Raw genomic sequence first — 24,769 nt, 5'->3', positions numbered from 1 at the left:
TGCCAGATCCCTTTAAGTAAGGTTTAGGGTTCTACTCTGCCGGTTTCAATTCAATACGTTCAAATTTAGGACTGGCACTCATGGTTCTCAACCGACTACCAGGCGTGAAGATAATCTTCCCTTTCTTGAACAACGACGTATTAAAATCTTCGGCATTGGCTACACCAGAACTACCTACACTCAAACGGAAATTCCCAAATTCGCCCATCTGCACGCTGTTCCCTGCCTGAAGTTCGGTAGTTAATACCCTGATCAATCCATCGATAACTACCATCACATCTCCCTTAGACGCCGTCGAACGATCGGCAATTCGTTCGCACAAGGTATCAAAATCGACTTGTTGCCTGATTTTGATCTGCCCGTAATACAATTTGCTACCTTCCAATGCACCCTCACTCTTGTCGGGCCGTTGTACTAAATGATACGTAAGTGACATATACACCTCCTTTTTTGTTTATAAAATAAAATAGATTATCTTTGATACCTGAGAAATCCACAATATTCCCCCGTTATAATTGATTCAGGAAATCTCCAAGATAATAAGAATACCTTATTTTCCCGGCCTCGTTTATTTCCCAGTTATCTTTCTTGTTACAAATATATCGCTGATTTACAGTTGCTTTTCCAGATAGACGATTCAACCTTCATATTCTGTCTTTTTTAGTCTTTTACTTCTCTATATATACTTTCCCTTGTATCTACTTTTTCTCTTCCCCCTGCCAATAGACAGATATTTGCTCTATAAAAATGTTTAGAAATGAAAACGTTCTGTTTAAAGGCATACGGCTGGCAAGAACTTGCAGTTCTGTATGCGCCGGAATTGACTCCGGAGAGTGCCAGCAAACGACTTGGATATTGGATACGTTACCATCCAAACCTAAGTCAGGCCCTGCAAGAGGCAGGATGGAAGAAGGGGCAAAGGGTACTGACACCACTTCAGGTAGAAGTGATCATTAAGTACCTAGGTGAGCCCTAAAATGAAGGTGTGTCAAAAAGCACACCTTCTTTTTTAGCACAAAGCCCCGACTTTCACAAGCTGGGGCTTTGTTATTACCTAAAGATTTTGTATCTTTAAGCATAAAGATTTACACATATGACAAAGATACATTTTCGTCCATACACTCCCAACCAAACGGTACTTTTTCCGCAAAGAATCGATGAAGATATTGCAGAAAACGATCCTGTACGCATGGTTGACGCTTTGGTTGAAAGCCTGAATCTTGAAGGTTTCAGGAAGTTATACAAAGAATACGGCCGTAGTCCTTACCATCCCAAGATGATGCTAAAGGTTATCTTGTATGCCTATATGAACAATATATACTCCTGCCGGAAAATAGAAAAGCATCTTCGTCGTGATATCCATTACATATGGTTAGCCGGTTATGAGAAACCGGACTTCATTACTATCAACCGTTTCCGTAACCGGGTGAAGAAGGAAATTAACGAAGTGTTTACCCAAACCGTACTTCTGCTTTCATCCAAAGGTTTCATCAGTCTGAATGTGGAATATATTGACGGAACAAAGATTGAGTCCAAGGCCAACAAATATACTTTTGTATGGCGGAAGAGCGTTGAGCGAAACCGTGAACGACTGATGAAGAAAATCAGTGTTTTGTTAAGCCAAATAGATGACGTCATCGCTCAGGAAAAAGCTTCGGAAAACAACGAGGAAATTGAGTTTTCCCCTTCCATGCTGACAGAAATGGCAGGAGAATTACGCAATGCCCTTGAACAGGCTTCAGAACCATCCACGAAAGAGCAGAAATCTGCACTGAGAAAGAAACGCAGGCAGCTGAAAGAACTGGAAGCACATAGAGATAAGCTTCAGGAATACAATAACCATCTGGACAATCTTCAGGACCGCAACTCTTATTCCAAGACAGACAAAGAGGCCACCTTTATGAGAATGAAGGAGGATGCCATGCGCAACGGTCAGACAAAACCCGGATATAATCTTCAGATTGCTACGGAAAATCAATTCATTATCGATTATTCTCTTTTCCCGAATCCGACTGACACCTTGACGATGATTCCCTTCCTGAAGTCCTTTGCCGACAGATACGGCCAGTTGGCTCATACGGTGGTTGCTGATTCCGGTTACGGATCAGAAGAGAATTACCACTTTATGTCGGAAAACGGGATGGAAGCATACGTCAAATACAATTATTTCCACATGGAGCAGCGGCCAAGATTTAAACCGAATCCTTTTAAAGCCGAAAACTTTTTCTACAATGAAGAACAGGATTACTGTGTCTGTCCAATGGGACAAAAGATGCAGAGGGCAGGCACCAGGCATACGAAAACCGAATCCGGATATGTAGTCGAATATGCCAGGTATAGGGCTGTCAGATGCGAAGGATGTCCGTTAAGATGTCTGTGTTTTAAAGCTAAAGGAAACAGGACGATAGAACTGAATCACCGACTCTGGATATACAAACAGAAAGCCCGGGAACTTCTCTGTTCCGAAGAAGGGCTGAAACACAGAGGGCAAAGGTGCATAGAACCGGAAGCTGTATTTGGACAGATAAAATTCAACATGAACTACAAGCGCTTCCGTCATTTTGGAAAGGACAAGGTTCTCATGGACTTTTCCTTCCTGGCCATCGCCTTCAATATAAAAAAGATGTGTACCAAGATGAATAAAGAGGGTATAAATTGGCCAATTAAACACCTTTACGGCCTTATTACCGCTCATTTAAGCTATTGGGAACAAAATAATCGAGATTATCTTCAGAATATCGCTGCCTGAAAAAGTTAACTACGCTCTTATCGTTGATAAAGAAAAGAGGGTGAATCGCGTATTACGACACACCCTCTTGAGAATTAAAATATTATTAATCGAGTGATGAATAGATGCTGATTATCAGTGATTCTGTTTATCGCTCATAATAAAAATAAATAATATGTATAATCTTTTTATAGAAAGGATCAAAGTATCTTTTTTTGAAAGTGTAAAGAGTTCTCAAAATAGTACTCATACACTACAGGGTATAGCCAATTTTATTGGCAATAAGAAACAAACGAAAAAATCAGAACTTTTAAAAGAAAGAACTGAGAAAATCCGTCAGTATCTGGCAGAGCAGAATGAACAAAAAGCCAAAGAGCTGAAAATCAAATTGCCGTGTGTAACATTTTCTGCTTGTTTTTCTGGAGCACGCCGATCAACTTGCGATCATGAAGAGACTGGCTTGATTTTTATTGACTTTGATCACCTGACAGATGAAGAGATGAAAAGTGTTTTGGAAAAAGTTAAGCAAATATCTTATGTCGTGATGGCGTGGAAAAGCGTATCGGGCAATGGGTTACATCTTGTTGTCTTACTTCCTGAAACGGGAAAGTTCGCACAGTACTATCCTTTAGCATGGCAATGCATGAAAAAAGATTTTTCTATGGCGGCCTCGAAGATGGACGAAAGTTGCAAAGATATAGCGCGTTGCTCGTTTTTGAATTATGATCCCAACGTATACACCAACTGGAAGGCTCAGCCGATGCCGATTAGTCTTCCAAATTCATGTGCAGATGAAGAATCAGAAGGCATAGATGCTAACGAGATTATGAATTTTGAATCATTTTTTAACAAAACAGGTATGGAAACAGATAATTTGAAAAAATACTTAGACAAGGTAGAATCTAGCCGCCCTATGGTAAAAGGGGAAAGGCATAAAAATTTATTACAGATTGTTCCTTTTTTAAACAAAAAAGGTTTTGACAAACAGGAAGTGATTGATGAATTATTGACTCGATATGCGTCACCTGATTTTCCACGTGATGAGATTGTAAATATAGTGGAATATGTCTATAAGGAAAATGCAAGTGAATATGGAATCAATAAAAAGAAATCGTTTGAGCCAAAAAGTCAAAAAAGACAAAAAGGACAGATAGAAGTGGATGAGACTGAAATTCTCAATGATTTCCATTCGGATATGCCTGATATAAAGTCTTTTAAAAGTGCTTTACCTGGTCTGATCCGTTCTTTTATGGATGAAAAACAGAAGGAGGATATACAATGGGCGTTGTTAATGAGTTTGATTTCGGCGTATGGCGGCATGGCGATGAATACGGTGTTCCAGTCAGACAAAATCCGTCATCCGTTGATGAGTGTTATTTGGACTGGAGAATCGGGTGCCGGGAAAGGGCAGTTGCATTTGGTTCAGAAAGTGGTTGCGTTGCATGAAGCACTGGTACAGGATATAGAGAAAAAGAAAACTCGAAAAATGGGTCCGGCTCGAGAGGAATTGCCATCAACACGGAAGAAGAACCCGATGTGTAAAACAGAACGTCTGAAAGTGAAAAAGATGGCAAGTGAAAAAAATGCTCGAAATATAGAGGAAGACGAAATGAAACACTTGATCGTTTCGTCGCATACTTCAGAGAGCCAACTCACGTTTCGTTGCCAGCAAAATAATCCTTATACGACATTCTATTTTACAGAAGAGATCGGGAATATGTCGAACAACCGGGAACAAAAATATGGAATCTCCTCTTCATGCTGGCGTGAAGCCTTAGAAGGCGGACGATTATCTACAGATTATAGGTATAGCGAATTTGTTTGTGTAGATGAGGTACGGATTATCGCCAATATTGCCGGAACAAAATCGGCTGTACAGAAATTCATCGACAATCAGGAAGACGGACTTTTTGCACGATTCATATATGTTCTCATCACGGATGATTTTACGTATAAACGTCTTGCCGACATCTATTGTCCTGATACCTCGTTTTGGGAACAAATGGGAACAAGCATCGCAGACTATACTCGATATTGCCTGCGTATGCATACGCAAGTTCTGTTTGACGAGGAATGTATGAAGGTTTTGGAAGATGTGTTGGAGAATTTGAACAAAATCTGCGCTTTACTCAACAATCCGGCTCTCCGTTCGTATGTTCATCGTATGCGTAATTTCGCCATGAGTATGTGTACAACACTCACGATGCTGTCAGCGTTCGAAAATCAGGTATCAGCCGAAGATACAACCCGTGAACAGCCTTTAGAAATATCCTGCTCTTTAGAAACGGCCAAGTTGGTAGCCAGCTGGTTGCCTTATATCTTCTATTCGGCATGCCAGATTATCTTGACATTACCCAAGGGTAGGATTCTAGGGTTGGAGGAAACTGACCTGACAACTCAACAGATTTACAAATCACTCCCCGATGAATTTGCCACCAGCATGATGATGAAAAAAGCCGAAGAATTGGGTATGATCCAAAAAACAGCGCAACGACGTTTGAAGAACTGGGTGAATAGCAGGGTGGTCACAAAATTGAGGCATGGAGTTTATCAAAAGAACTACCAAAAAGATGAACAAGGCTCTGAACAATCCCTTATACCTGCTGAACCTCAGCCAGATGGTAACGCAACATCGACAGCATTAGCACCTATTTGCAATTCTACGATTTTTGATTAATGTCCTAACTGTCCTTTTTGGGAGTTTTTTTAATTCCTTTGTCAGACAATATTTCACGATATTATCTGGCAAAGGAAATTTTTTATTGGAAAGTGTATTCGAAACAGATTTTATCTAACAGAAATTTATTGATTTTCAAGATTATCATAAATCTGTTTCCAATAATCAGCTTTTTCATTATCCGGCTCTAAAGCCGTGCCGTCTGAATATAACAGATACAAATTATATGCAGCGTCATTAATTCCTTCTTGATAAGCTCGTTCATAATATTCAATTGCTTTTTGCGCATCTTTAACTGTACCTATTCCTCTTTTATAAGCAATTCCAATATTACACAATGCTTTTTTATCCCCCAGCTCGTAGGCTTTATTTAATAATTCAAACCCTTTTTTCTGATCAGCCTCTTCTGCTGAATGGAATAAAATCATACCCAAATTTGTCGTTGCCAATGCGTCATTTTGATCGACCGCTTTCTCATACCAATAAATGGCTTTATTGATATTTTTTTCAATACCAAAACGCCCCGTTTCGTAAATAAGAGCCAAATTATATTGTGAATCTGCATTCCCCAACTCGGCAGCCCTTATATACAATTCAATACCTTTATTGATGTTTTTAGTTACAATATAGCCTTGCATATAACTATCAGCTAAGATACCGATAGCCTCCTTGTTTTTATATTCTTCAAACGATACCGCTTTTTCTATCAGAGGCAGAACTTTATGTAAATCGTTATGGTCAAAATAAAATTTAATCAAAAAATCAAGTGCGCTCAAACTATTCAAATACGCCGCTTTATTTACTAAAGAGAAACCTTTCTTTGTGTTTCTTTGTATTCGTTTGCCGAACAAGTATTGTATTCCTAAAATAAATAACGCATCCGGATGATTCAAAGCCGCTGCTGATTTTATATATCGTAGCCCTATTTTGTACTGAAGATCCGAAACATCATTGTCCTCAATTTTAGAAATACCTAAAAGAAACATGGCATTACTATCCCCTTGTTCTGCTTTCAATTTTAGATTCCTAACCACCGAAAAGGTGTCAGAAAATTGTTCAGATAAAGAGAGTACACCGTCTTTCATACGAAAGCAATAATGCAGTGTCGCATCTGCATCGGACAGCCCCAATGCATTCGCCTTCTTCAACCAATTATATGCTTTCTGATGACTCTCTGGAACATAGATGCCATACAGATAATAACCGCTTAATTCAAACATTGCATTTGAATTGCCTAAATGTGCTTTTGTGTACACAGATAAAAAGTGTAGTTTGTTTTTTATTTGTATCATATTTACACTACTGTCCACTAAAAATGGACAAGGTTAAAAATTAAATAAATTCGGTTCACTTGAATCATATCGGTCTTTGACATTTTTGAAATTAGATTTGTCAAACAAGTCACAGAGATGTGTTTTGTCAGTCAGGGAAATTCCAAGGATTTGGAGAACTTCATAGATGCTACGTTCTAATTTCATATCGTGTTGGATTATTGCTGCCAAACAGTAAGTAATTATCGCACAATAGATTTGTATGCGTACTGCGTTTTCCGATGTTCCCCAAAACTTCTTAATTCTGAGGTGTTGTTTTATCCATTTGAAGAACAGTTCAACACTCCATCTGTTTCGATAAAGCGATGATATCAACTCCGCAGATGCATCAAGACTATTTGTCAGAAAGATGTATCGTGTACCGTCTTCAGGATTCTCAACGATGAGTTTTCTAAGTTCCTCAGGGTACTCCTTAGAACTTTTATAAACCGTAAAGCATCCGATTACATCTGAAACTACCCCTTTCGGCAATCTTCGTTTCCAAGTTTTAGGCTTGATCCGTACGTTTGTTTTGGCTCGTACAACGAAGAAAGCACCTATACGATTTATTGTATTAAGGTTGCTGAAATCGTTATATCCGCGGTCGAATATGTAGTGCGCTCCAGATTCGTATGGTATCTCAGGCATAGCTTTTGAATCGTGAATATTGGCATGTGTAATATGCACAAATGCAGGTACTTCCGCTTCAACATCATAGAGCGTATGCAACTTTATTCCGCCTTTATGTTTGCGAAATTTAGCCCACTCAAACACTGACAGGCACAAATCAACCGTTGTAGAGTCAAATGCGTAAACATGATCGTCAAGTTCGAATATTTTATTGATTCTACGCTTGCGGGCCTCAGCAATCATGAATGTTGCATACTCTTCGAAGATGCGGTAGTTACGTTGCTCATTAGCCTTACTGAGATTGCTCCGCGTTACAGACTTTCCGATTCCAAGATGGTAAAGTTTTCCGGCATGAGCTTCCATAGCCACAACCAAATCTCGGAGACTCTCTCGATTGGATAGCTGACCGAACATCATCGTAAGTAGTTGATTCCAACAGGTGTAACTCTTGATATATTTGTCGCCTTCATACTTCTTTATGAGATAGTTGAAGTGATTGCGGTCAAGAAATCGGGTTAATTGAGCAAAAACGAACTTGTCTTTATGCATAACGGTCTGATTAATACCGCAAAAGTAAATTCAAATCCGTTGACTCCCAAAATACCTATAACAAATTGAATTTCAGTTGTTTCAAAGAACTCCTATAATTTTTTAGTGGACACTAATGTCATATTTATTCAGAGTTTATTGAACTGTATTTAGAAGGAATATAACAACAAGATACAAAGTTTTATCTTTATCTTATGGAAATATACATTCTTTTTAAATGGGATTATCCACTACATAAAACAATTAACTTGCGTGCTTGAATTTAGATCAGACACGCAAGTTATTGATAGTTTTCTCTAAAACTTATTTATTACCCAATCTGTTTTAGCTTCAGTCAAAAAAATAAATGAACAATTGTTGTTGTATGGTCTTAGGGCTTATAAATTTGACTTTCATAATCTTTTTTAGGTGAAGTTCCGTATCTGTTTGGACCATCTACTCCATCCGCAAAAAACATCCAGAAAATATAAAATGGAATAAACTGAAACCACCCCGAATTTCCTCTGTCATGGCATCTTTTAACTCCTTGAGCCAAGCAGATCCAAACGGCTGGAATAACCAGCAAGAGCCATATAAAGCCAAGTACTAAGCCAAAAAGATTTCCGTCTTCGAAATCTATCAGATTAGCAAAATAAACAAATGACATATACAACAAATAAGTCAAAACATATTCTGACCTTCGAATTCTTCCTTTAAACGAAAAAATCCGGGTAAACATCCCCTTAGAATTATTCAAGGGAAGTTCATATTGCTCACAACTACTATCATCCAAATACTTATAATATTTACAAGCTCCCTCATGGGTAAAATTTTTACACGCTGTACATTGTGCTAGCTTTGTCATAATTGGAATATTTTAGATTGTTTATTAAATTATAGCGACTCTCCAAATTCTGAAATCCTCATTTTTTCGGCTCAAGACATAATCAACCAGACCTAAGACCAGTATAACCAAACCTCCGAGTATGAGTTTTAGGTAAATTTGATATTCTTCGCCTGGTTCTGCATCAGTATAACTGCTGTATGTATTAATCAGTCCTGCGCCTAATAAAATAGAACCTAAAATCAAATAATATTTTCCACGTCCTCTTTTCTCTTTTTTATCACTACTGATAATCGCCGTTACAATCTTATTGGCCAATTCTTCATCAGCCCCTTGCCGCATCATGGCTGCTTTTATTTCTTCAGCTTCCACATGATTCTGGTACAGACTTGCGGCATAATTCACTAATTCACTAATTTTTTGATCTGTCATATTTTCCATGCTTTTATCCAACTTTTAGTTTCTTATTATTTTATTGAATGAGGCATATACTTAGGAACAATAGTTGGCATATATCCTCTGGTCATATTTTCTAATCTTTTATCATACTCTTCCTTGTCCTTAAAGAACATTTTTTCTGTTCCATATCCTTTTTTCCAGGCTTTAAAATTTGCATATTTCCGAGTTTCATCGGTATTAACTATTCCTATAGTTATTTTTTCATATTCATTATAGCCATATTTGTCCTCCCCTGAAATGGCAATCAATGTAACATAGACATTGGGGTTGTGATTTTTTTTACAAAAATTATAGACATATTTGTCTAGCTCATTGAAGTTAATATTAAAGCTCATACGACCAATACCTGAAATGCCTATCTTGTAATTAAAGCCATCAACAAAAATTTCAGAATCTTCTGTATAAACTCTACAATCCCCTATTTTTGTATCACAACTGTTAAAACTAAGAATTGTAAATCCCAATAATATAGTTAATAATGATATTTTCATGTGCTTTGATCTTTTTAGTGTTAGTCTATATTAAATGATAAAGTAGACTGGTGCTGTTTAATAATTAAGAAATCCATAAAAGATTATCCAATAGCAAGAATTATATACCTCTCTAAATTCTCTTTACAAACTACTCATACATAACTCTAATATCTTTTGCTATTTTTTTGAATAAAGTTAACTCTAGTATATAAATACCGACAAACTTTTTCAAAAACTTACCTCTTTATCTATTGGATAAATTTTAATGTGTTACATTAAGGAGTAAATAAAAATTTATCCCAGTTCATTTCTTTATTGACAGTACCATTATATTCCATTTCTTCTATGCCATTATCTCCTTCTCTTTTAATAACAAGGGATACTCGGATTAAATTATTAGGTTTAAATATTTGAGTAACGGAACAAATTGTATTTTCAATATTATTCCCATTATGAAAAATACCAATGAAATTATAGACTTTTTTTCTATATTCTCTAACCGTCTCCGGATACTCTTCTTTTTCCAAACAAGTAACGGTTCCCATTTTACTACTGTTGTTTTTGGCAAAAGAGAATAATATCCACAAAAATTCTTCATCTTGATAAAAAGCGATACCTGTACCTTGAGAAATTATTTCTTCAGAAACATCTTTACCATTGTACTTACCTCCAGAACAAACAAACATACCATATGTAGGGAACGACTGTGCATATAAATTATGTATGAAAAGAAACATACAAATAATGCCTAAAACTATGCTTCTCATTTTTTTATTATTAGATTCTTAAGGGATCCATATGGCTAAGCCTATACCATCAAAATATATATTATATACTTGAGGATTTTTTTTGAATGGCTGTATTTTAATAATCGCTTCAGATACATGTTTATCTACATCAGGATCTGTAGCCCCCGGTCCATAAGGAAATCTATCAATAAATTTATCTGAGCCTTTAGTATAGTATTCTACACTCCCTTTAAACTCATACCACTTTTTTTTCTTGACTGTTTCTTTCTTTATTTTTTTACTTATAATATTAGGATCAAAAAGAGGGATACTTACTAATATTTTATAGTTAGAAGGATGATCATTTGTAGAATAAATGTAAAAATGAGAGTAAGTTCCTCCTAGTGTATAGCTAATATTATTATCCCATTTGCCCCATAAATTATTAATGTTTTTACTGTAATAAAAAGTTTGTCCATTGATTGATATTGATACACAAGAAAGTATTATAATTAATATGTATTTACTGAATGTGTTATAGAATTTCATGACAATATATTTATGAATGTTATTTTATATAAGAATTTGTTTTTATTTCCCCAAATGTTTACTTCATGTTATTGATAAAGAAACCAAAGGAATATTCAAGATGAACTTTAACTATTTAGGCTTAATTAATCTATTTAAAAATAGATACTTCTTCCTTCTACTTTAATTTTATAATTAAAATAATCTACTAAATCACCATCAAAAACACGAGTGACCTCATATACTTGTGCATTACATTTTTTCATTAGTTGACTACCCAATTTTGTATATCCATCTACGTATAAATCATTTGTAGTAGCAGGATCTGTTTTCAAATGTAAGCGTACTTCAACCCATTCTTTATTACTACTTAAGTAATATCCTATAATATTCTTACGTTTTTCTGCATCAATACGATTTTTTGTAGCTTGTTTTTTCAGCATATACTCCTCTTCAATGTTAGGTGGAACAGGTATGTTGTATTGTATATTAGGGACATAAATAGGATCATAGGTTGAATATTTTATGCCATTTTGCGAATAAGATATACCTGGAAACAAAAAAGACAACACAACGTAAAATAATAATCTCTTTTTTTTAAGGGTACATTTTAAATGGTTTTTAAATTCTAAATTATTCATAGCAATAAAGTGTAAAGCCTTCCAATCCCCCAAAAAGGCTATTAAACAAAAAAAGCGTGGGAACTGTACTTGTTGCTCGTCCCACACTCTAAAGGCTCTCGCATTGCCCGATTAGTCGAAACGAACAACGCCGAAAGCCCCACGCCGATAGTATTATATAACTCACCCTTTCCCTCTTGGTATAAAGGTAGGAACCAAGAGGGTATAAAAGGGCTATACATATATACACCCGAGGGCATCCACCGTTGCTTTGTTTTTGACTAATCATTAACGAATTTGCGAGATTCTTAGAGTGTCAAAACCAAAGCGTCAAGTAAACGCCTTTCAATAATATGTCTTGTTTCCCTCCACACCCTTATCATCGGCGTGGAAAGGAAACATTACAAAGATATAAACTTTTTCTTTGCTTTACCATTTTATGTCAGAAAAAGTGGAGAGAAGGAGTTGAGATTGGAAATAAAAATAAATTGCCATTCAATCTTTTTATGGATGAAGTAGATGAAATGTCAGCAAATAATATACGTGAAATTTATAGCCTTTAATAAACATACTCGACGACTTCTTATAATATCCAGGCTTTTCTACAGCTAAAATAAATTTTAAACTCTAAATTAATACATTTCATATTTTTTTTCTACTTTTGCCTACGTTATTGGTTCACCGCTCTTTTTCCGAAGATTAGGTGATGAAAAGGGAATCCGGTGCAAATCCGGAACAGACCCGCTGCTGTGAGTTCCTTTATTTGCTTCTAAGAAACTCTATGCCACTGTCCGGATGCCGGATGGGAAGGCTTCTTGGAACGGAACAAGTCAGAAGACCTGCCAGTGACAGCTTTGTTTTGATGCTTTCGGGGAATAAGGCTATTAAAATATCAGATTTGATTTTCTATCTTTTTTCTTTCAATAAAAAAGAGACTTCATTCTTCTTTTACCCCCTAAGCATATAGGATGTTACTAAGGAAATGAAATAAATGAAGATGAAATTTTCTTTTTGTCTGTTTTTGCTGTTGGCTTCGTGGTTTGTCGGTCTGGAAGCGGCTGCCCAGCATAACTTTATCCTGTCGGGGAAAATAACGGCACGTGACGGTAGTGCCATGCCACAGGTTACTGTTTCTGTCAAGGGAACAACTTTGGGTACTTATAGCGATGCCGACGGCAAATACTCATTGCGCCTGAAATCAGGAACTTATACCTTGTCTCTCTCATTTCTGGGGTATGAAACCCTGGAAAAGACGATTGTTCTGAACCAGAATATGACGAGAGACTTTGTGATGAAAGAGAGTTCCGTGAGTTTGGATGGGGTTAATGTCTACGGGAAGAGCCGCTCACAGAAAATAAGAGAAGGGGCTTTTTCTGTCAATGCGTTGGACGTGAAGCCTATAGTCAACTCCTTGAACAATCTTACGACATTAGTGGACCACAGCGCGGGCGTGAAGATCCGCCAAGAAGGAGGCGTAGGTTCCGATTATGACTTGTCTATCAACGGTATGTCGGGAAATTCCGTCCGGTATTTCATCGACGGAGTTCCTTTGGATATCAAGGGAAGCGGAGTCTCGCTTTCCAACCTGCCAGTAAATATTATTGATCGTGTAGAGATTTACAAGGGTGTGGTTCCGGCCAGCCTGGGAACTGATGCATTGGGAGGTGCCATCAATATCATTACCCGCCAGGAACAGAAGAATTACCTGGATGTTTCCTACAGCGTTGGGTCTTTTCATACCCACAAGGCTGACTTGAACGCTCAGTTCGTGGAAAAGCGAACCGGTCTGATTGTCCATCCTACAGTCGGAATCAGTTATTCCCTGAACGACTATATGATGAAAGGAGTGGAGGTTTGGGATGAGGACAGCCGTAAATACGTGCCGTCTGACCGCCGGCGTTTCCACGATGGCTATTTCTCCGTATTGACACAGCTGGAAGCCGGATTCCGGAACAAGTCGTGGGCGGATGCTTTCTTTGTTTCAGCATCGTATTCAAAGGTGGATAAAAAATTACAGACCGGATCCGTGCAAAGTAAGGTTTATGGAATGGCTGAACGTCAGAGTGATGCCTGGAATGTTTCGGCACGCTACCAGAAGGATCATTTCCTACTGGACCGGCTGCGGTTCAACGCCTTGTTCTCGCATACTTGGGACTATTCGATAACAGTCGATACGGCTTACCGCAAATACGACTGGAACGGGAACTACATAGAAAGTTCACGTAATGAGATCACGGGGCGTGGGCGTTCCATACGCCATTACAATCGTCCGCTTACGGTCGTGCGGGGTAATCTGGACTATGCATTTAGTGCATCTCATAGCATCAATCTGAATTATATGTTGAACCGTACCGGAAACAACCGCTATGATGAGCTGGATACCGATTTTGAAGCGGCAAACGACGTGCTTTGCAAACATATTGTGGGACTGGCTTACCATCAGTCGCTTTGGGACGGACGGATGGAAAATTCTTTTTTCGTGAAGAATTACGTGAACCACCTGAATATCCGCCAGACCGATCTGTATTGGCAGACCGGTTCGGATGAAGTAAAGGGTTCCAGTACCAAAAGTTATCCTGGATATGGAGCCGGACTGCGCTATAATTTTTTTCAGCCGCTGGCTGTCAAAGCTTCCTTCGAACATAGTGTACGCCTTCCATTAGCCCGCGAATTGTTAGGCAACGGAACGACGGTGTATGCCAATGTAGCCTTAAAACCGGAAAAGAGTGATAATGTGAACCTCGGTTTGTTCGGTACATGGCATCCCGCCGGTGCGCATACTCTTTCGTATGAACTGAACGGTTTCCTCCGGTTTGTGGATGATTATATTCAGGCTACTGTTTCTGAAAAAGAAGGAATGATGCAATATGAGAATGTTCCGGCGGTCAATATCAAGGGGATGGAAGGGGAAGTCCGCTATGATTTTGACGGCAGGCTTCAGCTTTCGGCCAATGTCAGCTATCAGGACGCCCGTGACCAGCGCAAGCTGAAGGACGACGGGAAACCATCGGCCACCTATATGAACCGTGTTCCGAACCGTCCCTGGCTGTTCAGTAGTTCTGGGGCCTCGTACACGTTCCATGACGTGTTCCTGCACAACAGCCGTTTGCGTATTGGCATGGATTATCAGTGGGTGCATTGGTATTTTCTTACTTGGGAGGCTTATGGAGCACGTGAGAGTAAGGCAAAAATTCCTACACAGCACATCTGTGATGCTGATATCACCTATTCCTGGCATAACGGTCGCTACAACGTGTCTGTGGAATGTACCAACTTCCTCGATAAGTTGGCTTATGATAACTACAAGCTTCAGAAGCCCGGGCGTGCTTTTATGGCCAAGTTCCGGCTGTTCATCGAGTAATCATTGAATTATACATTAATATTAAAAGCATGTTGAAAATGAAAAAATTGAAATCTGCATTCTACTTGTTTGCTGCTGCACTAATGACATTTAGTGCTTGTTCGGATGATGAGGATCCGGTGCCCGATAATGGAAACGACAATAACGGGCAGGTTGAAGCTTCGAGCTGTCATTTTGATATCTTTATGACGATCGGCCAGCATGGTGGCATGAACCGTGGTGACGGAACCATTGTTAAAAGTGTCAGTTCATTAGATGCCGGACAGCCGATGATTGATATACGGAATGATGGTGTGGAATTCCGCTCGGAAGACGTGACCTATTCTATGGAGGCCATCGTGAAAGGCAAATATTATTATCAGGTTCCTACATCGAACGACCGTTTCACTAAATTGCAGGTAGTGGATAACTCGGTAAAGGTCATTCAGGAACAGCCTTTTGTGGAGAATACCTATAAGGTACGAAGCTATACTCATGCATGGCTGGACGATAACATTCTGCTTATCATGGCGGCCAACGGTGATGCCGATAAGATTATATGGACCAAGCTGAACACCGACGATATGCACATTGTCGGGGAAGGAACATTGGATCTGCCTCTTCCCGAAGATGCCAAGGTATTCAATGCATCTGGAATACTGACGTACAACGAGTCTGCCGGGAAATTGTTCTATTTCTATTTTGCCAAAGATAAGTCGGGACGATATGGAAAGGCTACGTCCAATTTCCTGACGGCTGTTATTAATCCTTCCACTATGACCGTCGAGAGCAATAAGGTGAACAGCTTGGCGCATGAGATGGCAGGCAGTGCATACGGCGAATTGTTGCAAAGCATCGTCTTGTATCAGGACGGCGACTTGTATCTGGCTGCATTTTCCGATGAAGATGATATAGAGAAAGGTCATTTGCTTCGTATTAAAAAGGGTGAGACAGATTTTGATGCCAGTTACGAGGGATATCCGAATGCTGACGGCAAATTGCTTACCATCCAGAATCTGGGTAACGGGAAGGCTTTGGCTTATGCGCGTAATGATGCGGCCGGAACGGATATAGATGATTTCAGCCATTACTATACGATAATAGATCTGTCTACTGGTGAGAGAAGCCGTTTGAGTTATCAGGGTGCGGAAATCCCTTATAGCGCCGGCCGTTTCGCGCAGCGTTCGGTGATTGTAGACGGAAAGGCCTATATCGGCGTGAATACCCAAGATGCCAATCCTTGTATCTATATATATGATATCGCAACGGGCAATGTAGAAAAGGGTGTGGAAATAGCCGAAGGTTATTACTTTGATATGATCCGTCTGTTGGAAAACGAATAAGATCACTTTCTTTTGTTTTTTACTCTTTTAGGCAAAGAAGCCGGCGAGGAGTAATGAATGGAAATAAAAATAACCCGCCATCCAATCCTTTCAAGTGTGAAAGTGAATCGGATGGCGGGTTTCTTGTTTTGTCTTATTTCAGATCAGTCCTTCCGGATAGCCGGTATGATAGAGAGCAGATAAAGAACACCGATGCTCATGATAGCAACGGCTCCGATCTGCGACTGCATCCAGTCGGATACGATACCCATGAAGAGCGGGAAGATCGTTCCTCCAAACAAGCCCATGATCATCAGGCCGGATACTTCGTTCTTGCGGTTCGGCAGATGGAGCAGGGCGCGTGAGAAAAGCATGGAGAAGATGTTCGAGTTACCTAATCCTACCAAAGCGATACATACATAATGTGCGGCCAGCGACTGCATCGTGAACAGTCCGATCATGGCGGCTACCATCATCAGCACGCTGACGATAAAGACTTTCTTCATCGGGAAGTAGGCGAGCAGAAAGGCGCCGCTGAAACAACCGATGGTTCTGAACAGGAAGTAAACGCTGGTGGCCAGTCCGGCTCCGGCAAGTGTCATGTCCAGACGTTCCATCAACAGCTTCGGGGCCGTCAGGTTCAAGCCTACATCAATACCTACGTGGCAGACAATACCTAAGAATGAAATCAATACGACCTTGTCGGCCAGCAGGGCAAAGCATTCGCCGAAAGTGGAACTCTTGGTCTCGGCCGACGAGCTCTCGTCGATGTGTGTCATGCCCAACAAGACGCAGGCAATAACTGCGATGACCAGGAAGATGAGGAAGAGCAGCTTCCAGTTGCCCCACGAAACAGCGGCCCAGCCGGCAATGATGGGAGCCAGGAAGGAAGCGATGGCCTTGACAAACTGTCCTAATGTCAGACTACTTGCCAGGCGGTTTCCTGTGACGATATTCGACAGAAGCGGGTTCAATGATACTTGCATCAGCGTATTTCCGATTCCCAGCAAGGAGAAGGAAATCAGCATACTGGCAAATGAATAGTTGATCAAGGGCAACAAGAGGGCGGCAACGGTTACGACGATACTGAGTAAAACCGTCTTTCGCTGGCCGATCTTGTTCATCAGCATTCCGGTCGGAACAGAGAAGATCAGGAACCAGAAGAATACCATTGATGGCAACAGGTTGGCCAATGTATCCGACAAATGGAAATCTGCCTTGACATAGTTTGTCGCGATGCCTACCAGGTCGACGAATCCCATCGTGAAGAATGAGAACATCACCGGGATCAGCATCCAGATCATACTTTTTTGTTGTGTGCTCATGACGTTATTTATTTTTTAGGGTAAACAGGCCAGGCTCCATCTTTGGTGCAGACGAACGCCGCTGTTTCGACGGCTGTCTGGTGAGCTTCTTTTAAAGACTTTCCTGACAAGATGGAACAAACAAAGGCACCCGAGAAAGAATCACCGGCTCCAACCGTGTCGGCCACCTTTACTTTCGGTGTCTTGATGGTCGATTTCTCGTCGGCAGAATAAATCGTGCTGTAGCGGCTTCCGGCTGTCAGAACCAGGTATTTCAGGTTGTATTCCTTCAGAATGTGGCGGCAGCAGGTATCTTCATCGCCTTCGAGCTTGAACATCGGGCGGAACATCTCGAGTTCTTCGTCGTTCAGCTTAAACACATTGGCCTGTTGCAGCAGGTCTTTGATCAGTTCTTCTGAATAATATTTCTGGCGGATATTGATGTCGAAGAAGCGCATGGCTGATTTGGGCGCATAAGAAAGCAGTGTGTTCAGGGTTTTTCTGGATTCCGGATTGCGCTGTGCCAATGTGCCGAAGCAAACGGCATCGGCTTTCTTTACGATATTGATCGCTTCTTCCGTCAGAGGAATATGATCCCAGGCAACGCCTTCCACGATGTTGTAGGTCGGGATGCCCTTGTTGAGTTCAACAAGTACGGTGCCCGTCGGATAATCAACCGTCGCGATGCTGTGGCCAATACCGTTTTTGTCAAGTTCCTGCAGGATTTCCGTTCCTGCCAGGTCATTTCCTACTGCGCTGATAGCGTAGCCTTCAGCACCGAGCTGAGTAGCATGATAAACAAAGTTCACCGGAGCGCCACCGGCTCTTTTTCCTGTAGGCAGAACATCCCATAGAAGTTCGCCTATACCTACGATTACAGGTTTTTTATTTTCCATAAATCATTATATTTTATTGTTATAGTTTCAATTCATAAATATGCATGTCCTTGATTGTCGATGAACCTTTGTCGTTATAAAATTCCACGCTGTTGTAAGGCTCATTCGGGAATACCAGGTTTGTCATGGCTATTTTGCCGCCATCTACAAACAGTTCCACCGAACATTTGTCTACAAAGATACGAAATTGATGGTTAGAACTCTTCTTTGTTGGAGCCCATGTTGCCAAGGCAAAGTTGTCTATATAATTGATGGCATTCTTAGCCGCCAGGTTTTCTGTTTCCTTTTGGTGCATCGTCGATTGTCCGCCAAACTCTACAATACCGCTTTGGGTACGGTCCATTACCACCTTGCCGGCTTTCTGGTCCAGGTAAATGTTTACTTCTTCTCCCTTGGAGTTCTTGAGCTTGAAGCCGGAAATATCTGCCGCATTGGGCTGAAGGGTGAAGCACATTTCGTAGGCGCCTTGGTTGTCGGCCAGCAGCGTGTCGATGGCATAGGTGTCTTTTACTTCGAAGTCGGGCAGCTGCTGTGCTTCCTGTCGGATGTTTTCTACTTCCTTGACCGGATTGGCGGCTACATATATTTCATTTCCTTCGGTGAACATGCTCAGTTCGCGCGGCAGGGCATTGGCGCTTCTGAACTGGCTGGTCGGAACGATGTTGGCATATTGCCAGTTACTCATCCAGGGAACGGCTATCACCCGGTCGCCCGTATTCGAGAAGCAGACCGTCGCATAATGGTCTTTTCCCCAGTCCAGCCATTTGGCCACTTCCGGTTTCGTATCACAGGTAAATTTATTCCCGTCGAAGTCGCCTATGAAATATTCCGTAGCTGAACCCCCGAAGAGGCAACCCGGGTTGATGTTGACAAGCAGGGCCCATTTCTTGTTGTTCTCATCGCCGTCGACAGGCAGTTCCACCATATCCGGACATTCAAACTGGTTCGGCTGTGCGCCATAACCCGCTCCGAAGGCGCTCATGTATGTCCAGTCCTTCAGGTTGGTCGATGAATAGAAACGCATTTCCTTATCGGCTGATACGATCATCACCCATTTCTTCTGCGGTTCGTACCAGAATACTTTCGGATCACGGAAATCCTTGAGTCCGTCGAACGGCGTCAATATCGGATTCTTTTCATATTTGGTAAAGGTACGGGCATTGTCGGTACTATATGCCATACATTGAATCTGGCCGTTCTTGTCGCTGGCCGATGTATAGAAAGCGATGATGGCTCCCGGTCCGAATCCGGCTGTATTATCTTTATCGACAACCGAGCTGCCCGAGAAGATCTGTCCGAGTGTATCCCGTTCGAGGGCGATGGGGAACGGTTCCCAGTGTATCAGATCCTGGCTGACGGAATGTCCCCAGTGCATGTTTCCCCACATCGAGCCGTATGGATTGTACTGATAGAACAAGTGGTATTCACCGTCTTTGTAGACCAGTCCGTTGGCGTCGTTCATCCAGCCGTAGAGCGGAGTGTGGTGATAAACGGGACGGAACGGATCCACGTTGGTCGAGTCGACGGTGTGTGTCAGTTCCATTTTCTGCCAGCAGATGTTATCTTTGGGTGCCATGCGGATGCGCAGGGTCGCTTTGTCGTCGTCGGTCGGAAGAGCAAAGGGAATGAGATAGTCTACCTGATTTTGAGCCAGGCGGATATCCATTTCCGTATCTCCCGGATCACCGGTGCTGAGGCAAACTTTGGCTTCCGGCGCGCTTTCTTCGATCGGTAAAAGGATGTACGGTGTCGGATTGGCAATCTCCAATACCGTCAGTGTGTCGTTTTGCTCAACTACTGTTATTTTTGCTTGCGGATTGTTTTGGCAGCTTGCCAGGGCTAACAGTAAACCTGTGCAGGCGAATCCTTTTTTAAAGATAAATGTGCTCATGATACATGGATTTATTTTGTGCCGAAATTAGTGGTTTCAGTAATAATATCCTAAAATTAAGGGTAAAAAAGATCATTAAAAAAGAGGAAATACAAAAAATGTGATATTTTGTATTTCCTCTTTTATGTTTGCCTGTCTAAAAACAGGATGTTTTCAGCAGAAAAATATTCTGTAAGTGATTATTATTCAGAAACAACTGTGAAAGGAACTTCAACAGTAACTTCCTTGTGCAATTTGATAGTTGCCTTGTAATCACCAACTTCTTTTACAGAATCTTTGATATAGATAATCTTACGGTCGATATCATAACCTAACTTAGCCAATTCTTCAGCAACCTGAATGTTGTTGACAGAACCGAAGATGGTACCTGTAGAGCTGGTCTTTGCACCGATAGTCAGTGTTACATCTTTCAGCTTAGCAGCCAATTCTTCAGCATCAGCCTTAATTTTAGCCAACTTGTGAGCACGCTGCTTCAAGTTTTCAGCCAATACTTTCTTAGCAGATTCTGATGCGATAACTGCCTTACCCATGGGGATTAGAAAGTTACGTCCGTAACCAGACTTAACTGTTACGATATCGTCTTTGTAACCTAAATTGATTACATCTTCTTTCAAAATAACTTGCATATTCTGTCTCCTCTTTTTTAATTATTTCATCAAATCTGTTACGTATGGAAGCAAAGCCAAGTGACGAGCACGCTTAACAGCCTGCGCAACACGACGCTGGAACTTCAAAGAAGTACCTGTGATACGACGAGGTAAGATTTTACCCTGTTCGTTCAAGAATTTCTTCAAGAATTCAGGATCTTTGTAGTCGATATACTTGATACCGTTCTTTTTGAAACGGCAATATTTTTTCTTCTTAACGTCAACTGAAGGCGGAGTCAAATATCTGATTTCTGATTGAGTAGCTGCCATAATTAATTCTCCTTTACTGTTTCTTTAGATGATTTCAAATTTCTTCTCTTAGCGGCATATTCTGCTGCATATTTGTCCTGACGGAAAGTCAAGAAGCGGAGTACGCGTTCGTCACGACGGAAGTTAACTTCCAAAGTAGCGATGGTTTCCGGTTTTGCTTTGAATTCGATCAGCTGATAGAAACCAGTTGATTTCTTGTCGATAGGATAAGCTAACTTGCGCAAGCCCCAGTTTTCCTCATTCACGATTTCTGCACCCTGTTCTTTCAGGATACCTGTGAACTTGTCTACCGCTTCCTTCATCTGTGCATCAGACAAAACGGGAGTTAAAATGAAAACGGTTTCGTAATTATTCATACAATACTGTTTTTGATAATAATGTTATTAATATTTTTCGCGGTGCAAAAGTACGAACTTTTTCTGATACTGCAAATTTAGCGGCCTCTTTTTTTCTTTAAGTAATCAATTTTCAGCCGTTTGTTGAGCTGTCCTCCTCGTTTCTGCATCCGCCGGGTCAGAATTGCTGGAACATCTTCAGTAATTTCTTGTGGAAAATATTCGAGATGCTCAGGTCGTTCACCTGGTCGAAAGGCGGATACAGCACGCAGCGTCTTTCCTTGATGGTGACCAGGTAGTTGATGTTGATGATGCACGACTGGTGTATCTGCACGAACGACGGCGAACTTTTCAGGATGTTTTCGGCTGTGGTGTTTCTTCTTAGCGCAATTTTAGGTTGGGAGCAGGGGTAAACTTCCCATTGTTTTCGTTCTTGGTTGTATTTAAAGTAGCCGATGTCTTCGGTATGAAGTACCTGAAAGTCGTTGGTCGGTGTGGCTATCGCAAAGGCCTGCTTTTCTTTTGACAGGCTTCTCAGCTGAATATAGGGCGGAGCGATGGCTACCTGTTCCTGGTCGATGTCTTCGATCGAACGGCTGATGACCGTCTCGAGTTCAGCCGGATCAATCGGCTTCAGCAGATAATCGAATGCTATTTCGCGGAAGGCCTGAAGCATGTACTTGTCGTGTGCCGAGTAGACAATGACCCGCATGCTCCAGTCTATTTCATCGCGTATCTGGTTGAACAGATCGATGCCGTTCATGTCTGACAGTTCCATGTCGAGAAACAACAAATCGGGTTTATGCTTGGCGATGATTCTTTTGCCAAGATTAGCGTTGCGGGCTGTCCCGGCGATTTCAATCATCGGGAAGTCGTTCAGACAGGCCGCCAGGTTGTCGATAGCTACCTGATCATCATCTATGATCACTACATTATAAATCCTTTTCATTATCCGTGTAAACTGATTGGTTCATTAACAAAGATAAACGATGTATTTTTAATTTATTTTCGCTTTTTTGTGCCAAAAGAGATATCCGAATGGATATGAAAGTTAAGTATTCAAAATTTGTCATTAATCATCCGAATTTTTTTCTTCTTATAATTCGTATGAATACTCATCCGGAATGTTGAAGCAGACTTCAACGCCGGTTTCTCCTTCATCCGTCGTGATATTGTGGATCTGCAGTTCCAGTTTCTCCTTGTTATGCTCGTTCAACAGACTGATTGTCTGGGTGATGATCTTCAGTCCGAGTCCGGCATTGTCGTTAGGAATCGACGGCCCCCGCAAGCCTCCTCCGTTGTCCTGAATGCGGATAAGGGTATGATTGCCTTCCCGCTGGATTTTTATGCGCAGCCGCTTTTCTCCTTCCTTTGCCCGCAATCCGTGCTTCATGGCATTTTCTACCGGTATCTGGATGAGCATCGACGGGATAAAAATCTGCTGGTCATTCACATCCGGCGCCTGTTCGATCTCGAAGCTGAACTGGTCCAGGCGTTTTGATTCGAGGTGTACGTAGGTCCTGACGAAGTTCAGCTCTTCCTTGAGGCTGATGTAGAGCTGTTCGGAGAGCGACAGGTTCTGCCGGAGCAGCTTCACCAGTTCGGATATTTCTTCTTTCTTAAAGCAGAGCTCGTTGTAGTTGATAGACCGGTTGAGGACGTTGAAGATGAAATGCGGCGAGATGCGGTTCCGTATGTTCTCCATCTTCAGCTCGGCAATCTTGTTCTTCTGCTGTACGGTGATGTAGGCTTTCTGCTTTTTGTCGTACAGGTAGATAAAGATCAGAACCAGAATGAGCAACAGGCACAGGCTGATCCACAGGTATGACGACATTTGCAGCAGGCGCATGTGGTTCTGCTGTTTCTCAATCACGATGGCCTGTTGCATGACTGTCGTATCCTGCTTATAGCGCATGTCGATTTCGGCCACGCGCATTTTGATCTGCTCGTTCCGGATGGAATCATCCAGCCGGATGCGTTCACCTAATACCTGATAGGCCTCTTTGTACCGGTTTGTCCGGGTGTAATACTGTTCCTGGTATTGTTTACGGATCAGCATCAGGCTGGGCTCGATCTCATGGTCGTCCATGGTCTGCAGGATGGCCTGTGCCTCGTCCCAGTCTTTCTCTGCAACAGCTAATGCGAACTCTTGTGTCTGGATATACGAGAGGGCCGAAGTCTGGTTGATGGAGAGGAAGAAGTCGCGGGCTTCTTTTAGAAAGAGCCGGGCCGAATCGGTCTGTCCGCCGATGAGATACAGCTCCGCCAGATTGATCTTCGACAGGTTCTGTTCGTACTGGTAGTCCGGACTGCCCTGTACGGTCGCGAATGCCTGCCGGTGGTATTTCTTGGAATTGGGATAATCTTTCCTCGAATAATAATACAGGCCCCGGTTGTTGAAGTAAACAAACTTCTCATGGATGTCCATGTGGTCAAGGAAGGCTTCTGTCTGCCGGTAGAAATAGTCGGCGTTGTCGAAATCGTGCAGTTCGGTGTACGTATGTCCTAACCCATGGTAGATAAAGGAACATTCTTCCTGGGGCAGACCGAGCGAGTCGGCATAGTGCAGGGCCTGGCGGTAATACATCACGCCGTTCACGAAATCGCCTGTCCTGACGTAGGTGTCGGCTATGTTGGTGCACAAGTCGGGCAGGAAGCGCTGCTTGTCGCTCTGCAGGCAGTGGAAGAGGGCCTGTTTATAATAATGTAAGGCCAGGTTGTTGCCGCTGGTCCGCCCTTTCGTGTTCCCTAAGATGTTGTAGTTTTCGGTCAGCAGGCGGTGGATCTGCGGCGTCAGTTCTTTCTGTTTCCAGCAGTAATCAATCACCTTCTCGCTGTAATAGAGGGCCGAATCATACTGCGACGACAGGAACAGCGCCTTGGCCAGTAAATTTTGCAGCTGGACTTGGTCTTTTTCGTCGGTACAGGCTGGCAATGCCTCTCTTAATATACGGCATGACCGGAGCGGCTCGGTAAATAAATAGGAATTCGCTTGGGTAAGCAGAGAATCAACGCAACTGTATGCCTGGTCATTCGTAGGGCGGGAGACAGGTCTTTCGCAGCTTGCAAGCACGATGACCGATAGTAAAATGGCGAATATACGGACATAGCTTTTTCTCTTCATGGCTCTTGTTGTTATGCTCGTGGCGTTTGGATATGAATACATGCTCTCTGGTCCCAAAAGTAATGTTTTTTCTTTAAGAATCAAGTGATACATTGGTCTTTTTCTGCAATCAAAC

Annotated in this window: 22 protein-coding genes and 1 riboswitch; of the genes, 5 read left to right on the top strand and 17 right to left on the bottom strand. The window is 41.6% G+C overall.

The genetic code is table 11. From position 1 onward, the window contains the following. Nucleotides 1-31: 31 nt before the first annotated feature. Entirely contained in the window at nt 32-436 is a 405-nt protein-coding gene (locus NEE14_RS07865; protein ID WP_022457080.1) for an HU family DNA-binding protein, read from the bottom strand. Nucleotides 437-757: 321 nt separating this feature from the next. Between NEE14_RS07865 and NEE14_RS07860 the strand changes: the two genes are divergently transcribed. From NEE14_RS07860 to NEE14_RS07850, 3 genes are all read left to right on the top strand, one after another. Beyond that, nucleotides 758-976: a DUF4248 domain-containing protein gene (locus tag NEE14_RS07860; protein WP_251968769.1), complete on the top strand. Its 219-nt coding sequence runs from the start codon at nt 758-760 to the stop codon at nt 974-976. Nucleotides 977-1,093: 117 nt separating this feature from the next. After that, nucleotides 1,094-2,749, top strand: coding sequence for an IS1182 family transposase (locus NEE14_RS07855; RefSeq protein ID WP_338578715.1), 1,656 nt, complete (start codon nt 1,094-1,096; stop codon nt 2,747-2,749). A 154-nt stretch (nt 2,750-2,903) separates the two neighbouring features. Continuing rightward, nucleotides 2,904-5,405 carry a BT4734/BF3469 family protein gene (locus tag NEE14_RS07850; protein WP_251968553.1) on the top strand — a complete coding sequence of 834 codons (2,502 nt, stop codon included), beginning with the start codon at nt 2,904-2,906 and terminating at the stop codon, nt 5,403-5,405. Nucleotides 5,406-5,530: 125 nt separating this feature from the next. On the opposite strand, the gene NEE14_RS07845 is transcribed toward NEE14_RS07850, so the two are convergent. The 8 genes from NEE14_RS07845 to NEE14_RS07810 all read right to left on the bottom strand — a co-directional run bounded on the left by NEE14_RS07845 (nt 5,531) and on the right by NEE14_RS07810 (nt 11,546). Next, nucleotides 5,531-6,661 (bottom strand): tetratricopeptide repeat protein, encoded by a 1,131-nt coding sequence (locus NEE14_RS07845; RefSeq protein WP_338578826.1) that lies wholly within the window; start codon nt 6,659-6,661, stop codon nt 5,531-5,533. 69 nt (nt 6,662-6,730) lie between these two features. Continuing rightward, a complete protein-coding gene (locus tag NEE14_RS07840) occupies nt 6,731-7,894 on the bottom strand; it encodes an IS4 family transposase (RefSeq protein ID WP_251968555.1) in 1,164 nt (387 codons plus the stop codon). 370 nt (nt 7,895-8,264) lie between these two features. After that, nucleotides 8,265-8,738, bottom strand: coding sequence for a DUF805 domain-containing protein (locus NEE14_RS07835; RefSeq protein WP_251968556.1), 474 nt, complete (start codon nt 8,736-8,738; stop codon nt 8,265-8,267). Nucleotides 8,739-8,762: 24 nt separating this feature from the next. Further along, nucleotides 8,763-9,158, bottom strand: a complete 396-nt coding sequence (locus NEE14_RS07830) for a hypothetical protein (protein ID WP_251968557.1) — start codon at nt 9,156-9,158, stop codon at nt 8,763-8,765. Nucleotides 9,159-9,184: 26 nt separating this feature from the next. After that, nucleotides 9,185-9,667 carry a hypothetical protein gene (locus NEE14_RS07825; protein WP_251968558.1) on the bottom strand — a complete coding sequence of 161 codons (483 nt, stop codon included), beginning with the start codon at nt 9,665-9,667 and terminating at the stop codon, nt 9,185-9,187. Between the two features lie 257 nt (nt 9,668-9,924). Continuing rightward, nucleotides 9,925-10,416, bottom strand: a complete 492-nt coding sequence (locus NEE14_RS07820) for a hypothetical protein (protein WP_251968559.1) — start codon at nt 10,414-10,416, stop codon at nt 9,925-9,927. An 18-nt stretch (nt 10,417-10,434) separates the two neighbouring features. Next, nucleotides 10,435-10,926, bottom strand: a complete 492-nt coding sequence (locus tag NEE14_RS07815) for a hypothetical protein (protein ID WP_251968560.1) — start codon at nt 10,924-10,926, stop codon at nt 10,435-10,437. Nucleotides 10,927-11,060: 134 nt separating this feature from the next. Continuing rightward, nucleotides 11,061-11,546, bottom strand: a complete 486-nt coding sequence (locus tag NEE14_RS07810; RefSeq protein ID WP_251968561.1) for a hypothetical protein — start codon at nt 11,544-11,546, stop codon at nt 11,061-11,063. A 636-nt stretch (nt 11,547-12,182) separates the two neighbouring features. Further along, a riboswitch (cobalamin riboswitch) is annotated at nt 12,183-12,386 on the top strand. Nucleotides 12,387-12,522: 136 nt separating this feature from the next. On the opposite strand from NEE14_RS07810, the gene NEE14_RS07805 reads away from it, so the two are divergent. After that, nucleotides 12,523-14,886, top strand: coding sequence for a TonB-dependent receptor (locus NEE14_RS07805; protein ID WP_251968562.1), 2,364 nt, complete (start codon nt 12,523-12,525; stop codon nt 14,884-14,886). A gap of 38 nt (nt 14,887-14,924) precedes the next feature. Beyond that, nucleotides 14,925-16,208 carry a hypothetical protein gene (locus tag NEE14_RS07800; RefSeq protein WP_251968563.1) on the top strand — a complete coding sequence of 428 codons (1,284 nt, stop codon included), beginning with the start codon at nt 14,925-14,927 and terminating at the stop codon, nt 16,206-16,208. 143 nt (nt 16,209-16,351) lie between these two features. Here the strand turns inward: NEE14_RS07800 and NEE14_RS07795 are convergent, their stop codons facing one another. From NEE14_RS07795 to NEE14_RS07760, 8 genes are all read right to left on the bottom strand, one after another. Continuing rightward, the gene (locus tag NEE14_RS07795; protein WP_251968564.1) at nt 16,352-17,512 is read right to left on the bottom strand and encodes an MFS transporter; all 1,161 of its coding nucleotides are present in this window, start codon (nt 17,510-17,512) and stop codon (nt 16,352-16,354) included. A gap of 8 nt (nt 17,513-17,520) precedes the next feature. Further along, nucleotides 17,521-18,387: a carbohydrate kinase family protein gene (locus tag NEE14_RS07790; RefSeq protein ID WP_251968565.1), complete on the bottom strand. Its 867-nt coding sequence runs from the start codon at nt 18,385-18,387 to the stop codon at nt 17,521-17,523. 19 nt (nt 18,388-18,406) lie between these two features. Further along, entirely contained in the window at nt 18,407-20,278 is a 1,872-nt protein-coding gene (locus tag NEE14_RS07785) for a GH32 C-terminal domain-containing protein (RefSeq protein WP_251968566.1), read from the bottom strand. 182 nt (nt 20,279-20,460) lie between these two features. Further along, nucleotides 20,461-20,904: a 50S ribosomal protein L9 gene (gene rplI, locus NEE14_RS07780; protein WP_251968567.1), complete on the bottom strand. Its 444-nt coding sequence runs from the start codon at nt 20,902-20,904 to the stop codon at nt 20,461-20,463. Nucleotides 20,905-20,925: 21 nt separating this feature from the next. Then, complete coding sequence (gene rpsR, locus NEE14_RS07775) at nt 20,926-21,195, bottom strand: 30S ribosomal protein S18 (protein ID WP_005637107.1); 270 nt, start codon at nt 21,193-21,195, stop codon at nt 20,926-20,928. 2 nt (nt 21,196-21,197) lie between these two features. Continuing rightward, complete coding sequence (gene rpsF / locus NEE14_RS07770) at nt 21,198-21,551, bottom strand: 30S ribosomal protein S6 (RefSeq protein WP_251968568.1); 354 nt, start codon at nt 21,549-21,551, stop codon at nt 21,198-21,200. Nucleotides 21,552-21,708: 157 nt separating this feature from the next. Then, the gene (locus tag NEE14_RS07765; RefSeq protein WP_251968569.1) at nt 21,709-22,479 is read right to left on the bottom strand and encodes a LytR/AlgR family response regulator transcription factor; all 771 of its coding nucleotides are present in this window, start codon (nt 22,477-22,479) and stop codon (nt 21,709-21,711) included. A 147-nt stretch (nt 22,480-22,626) separates the two neighbouring features. Beyond that, complete coding sequence (locus tag NEE14_RS07760) at nt 22,627-24,654, bottom strand: tetratricopeptide repeat-containing sensor histidine kinase (RefSeq protein WP_251968570.1); 2,028 nt, start codon at nt 24,652-24,654, stop codon at nt 22,627-22,629. Nucleotides 24,655-24,769 lie beyond the last annotated feature (115 nt).

Origin of the sequence: Parabacteroides sp. AD58, assembly GCF_023744375.2 — a bacterium.
Taxonomy (GTDB): Bacteria; Bacteroidota; Bacteroidia; order Bacteroidales; family Tannerellaceae; genus Parabacteroides; species Parabacteroides absconsus.
Note: the sequence above shows the minus strand (reverse complement) of the source record. Positions and strands in the feature narration are given on the sequence as shown.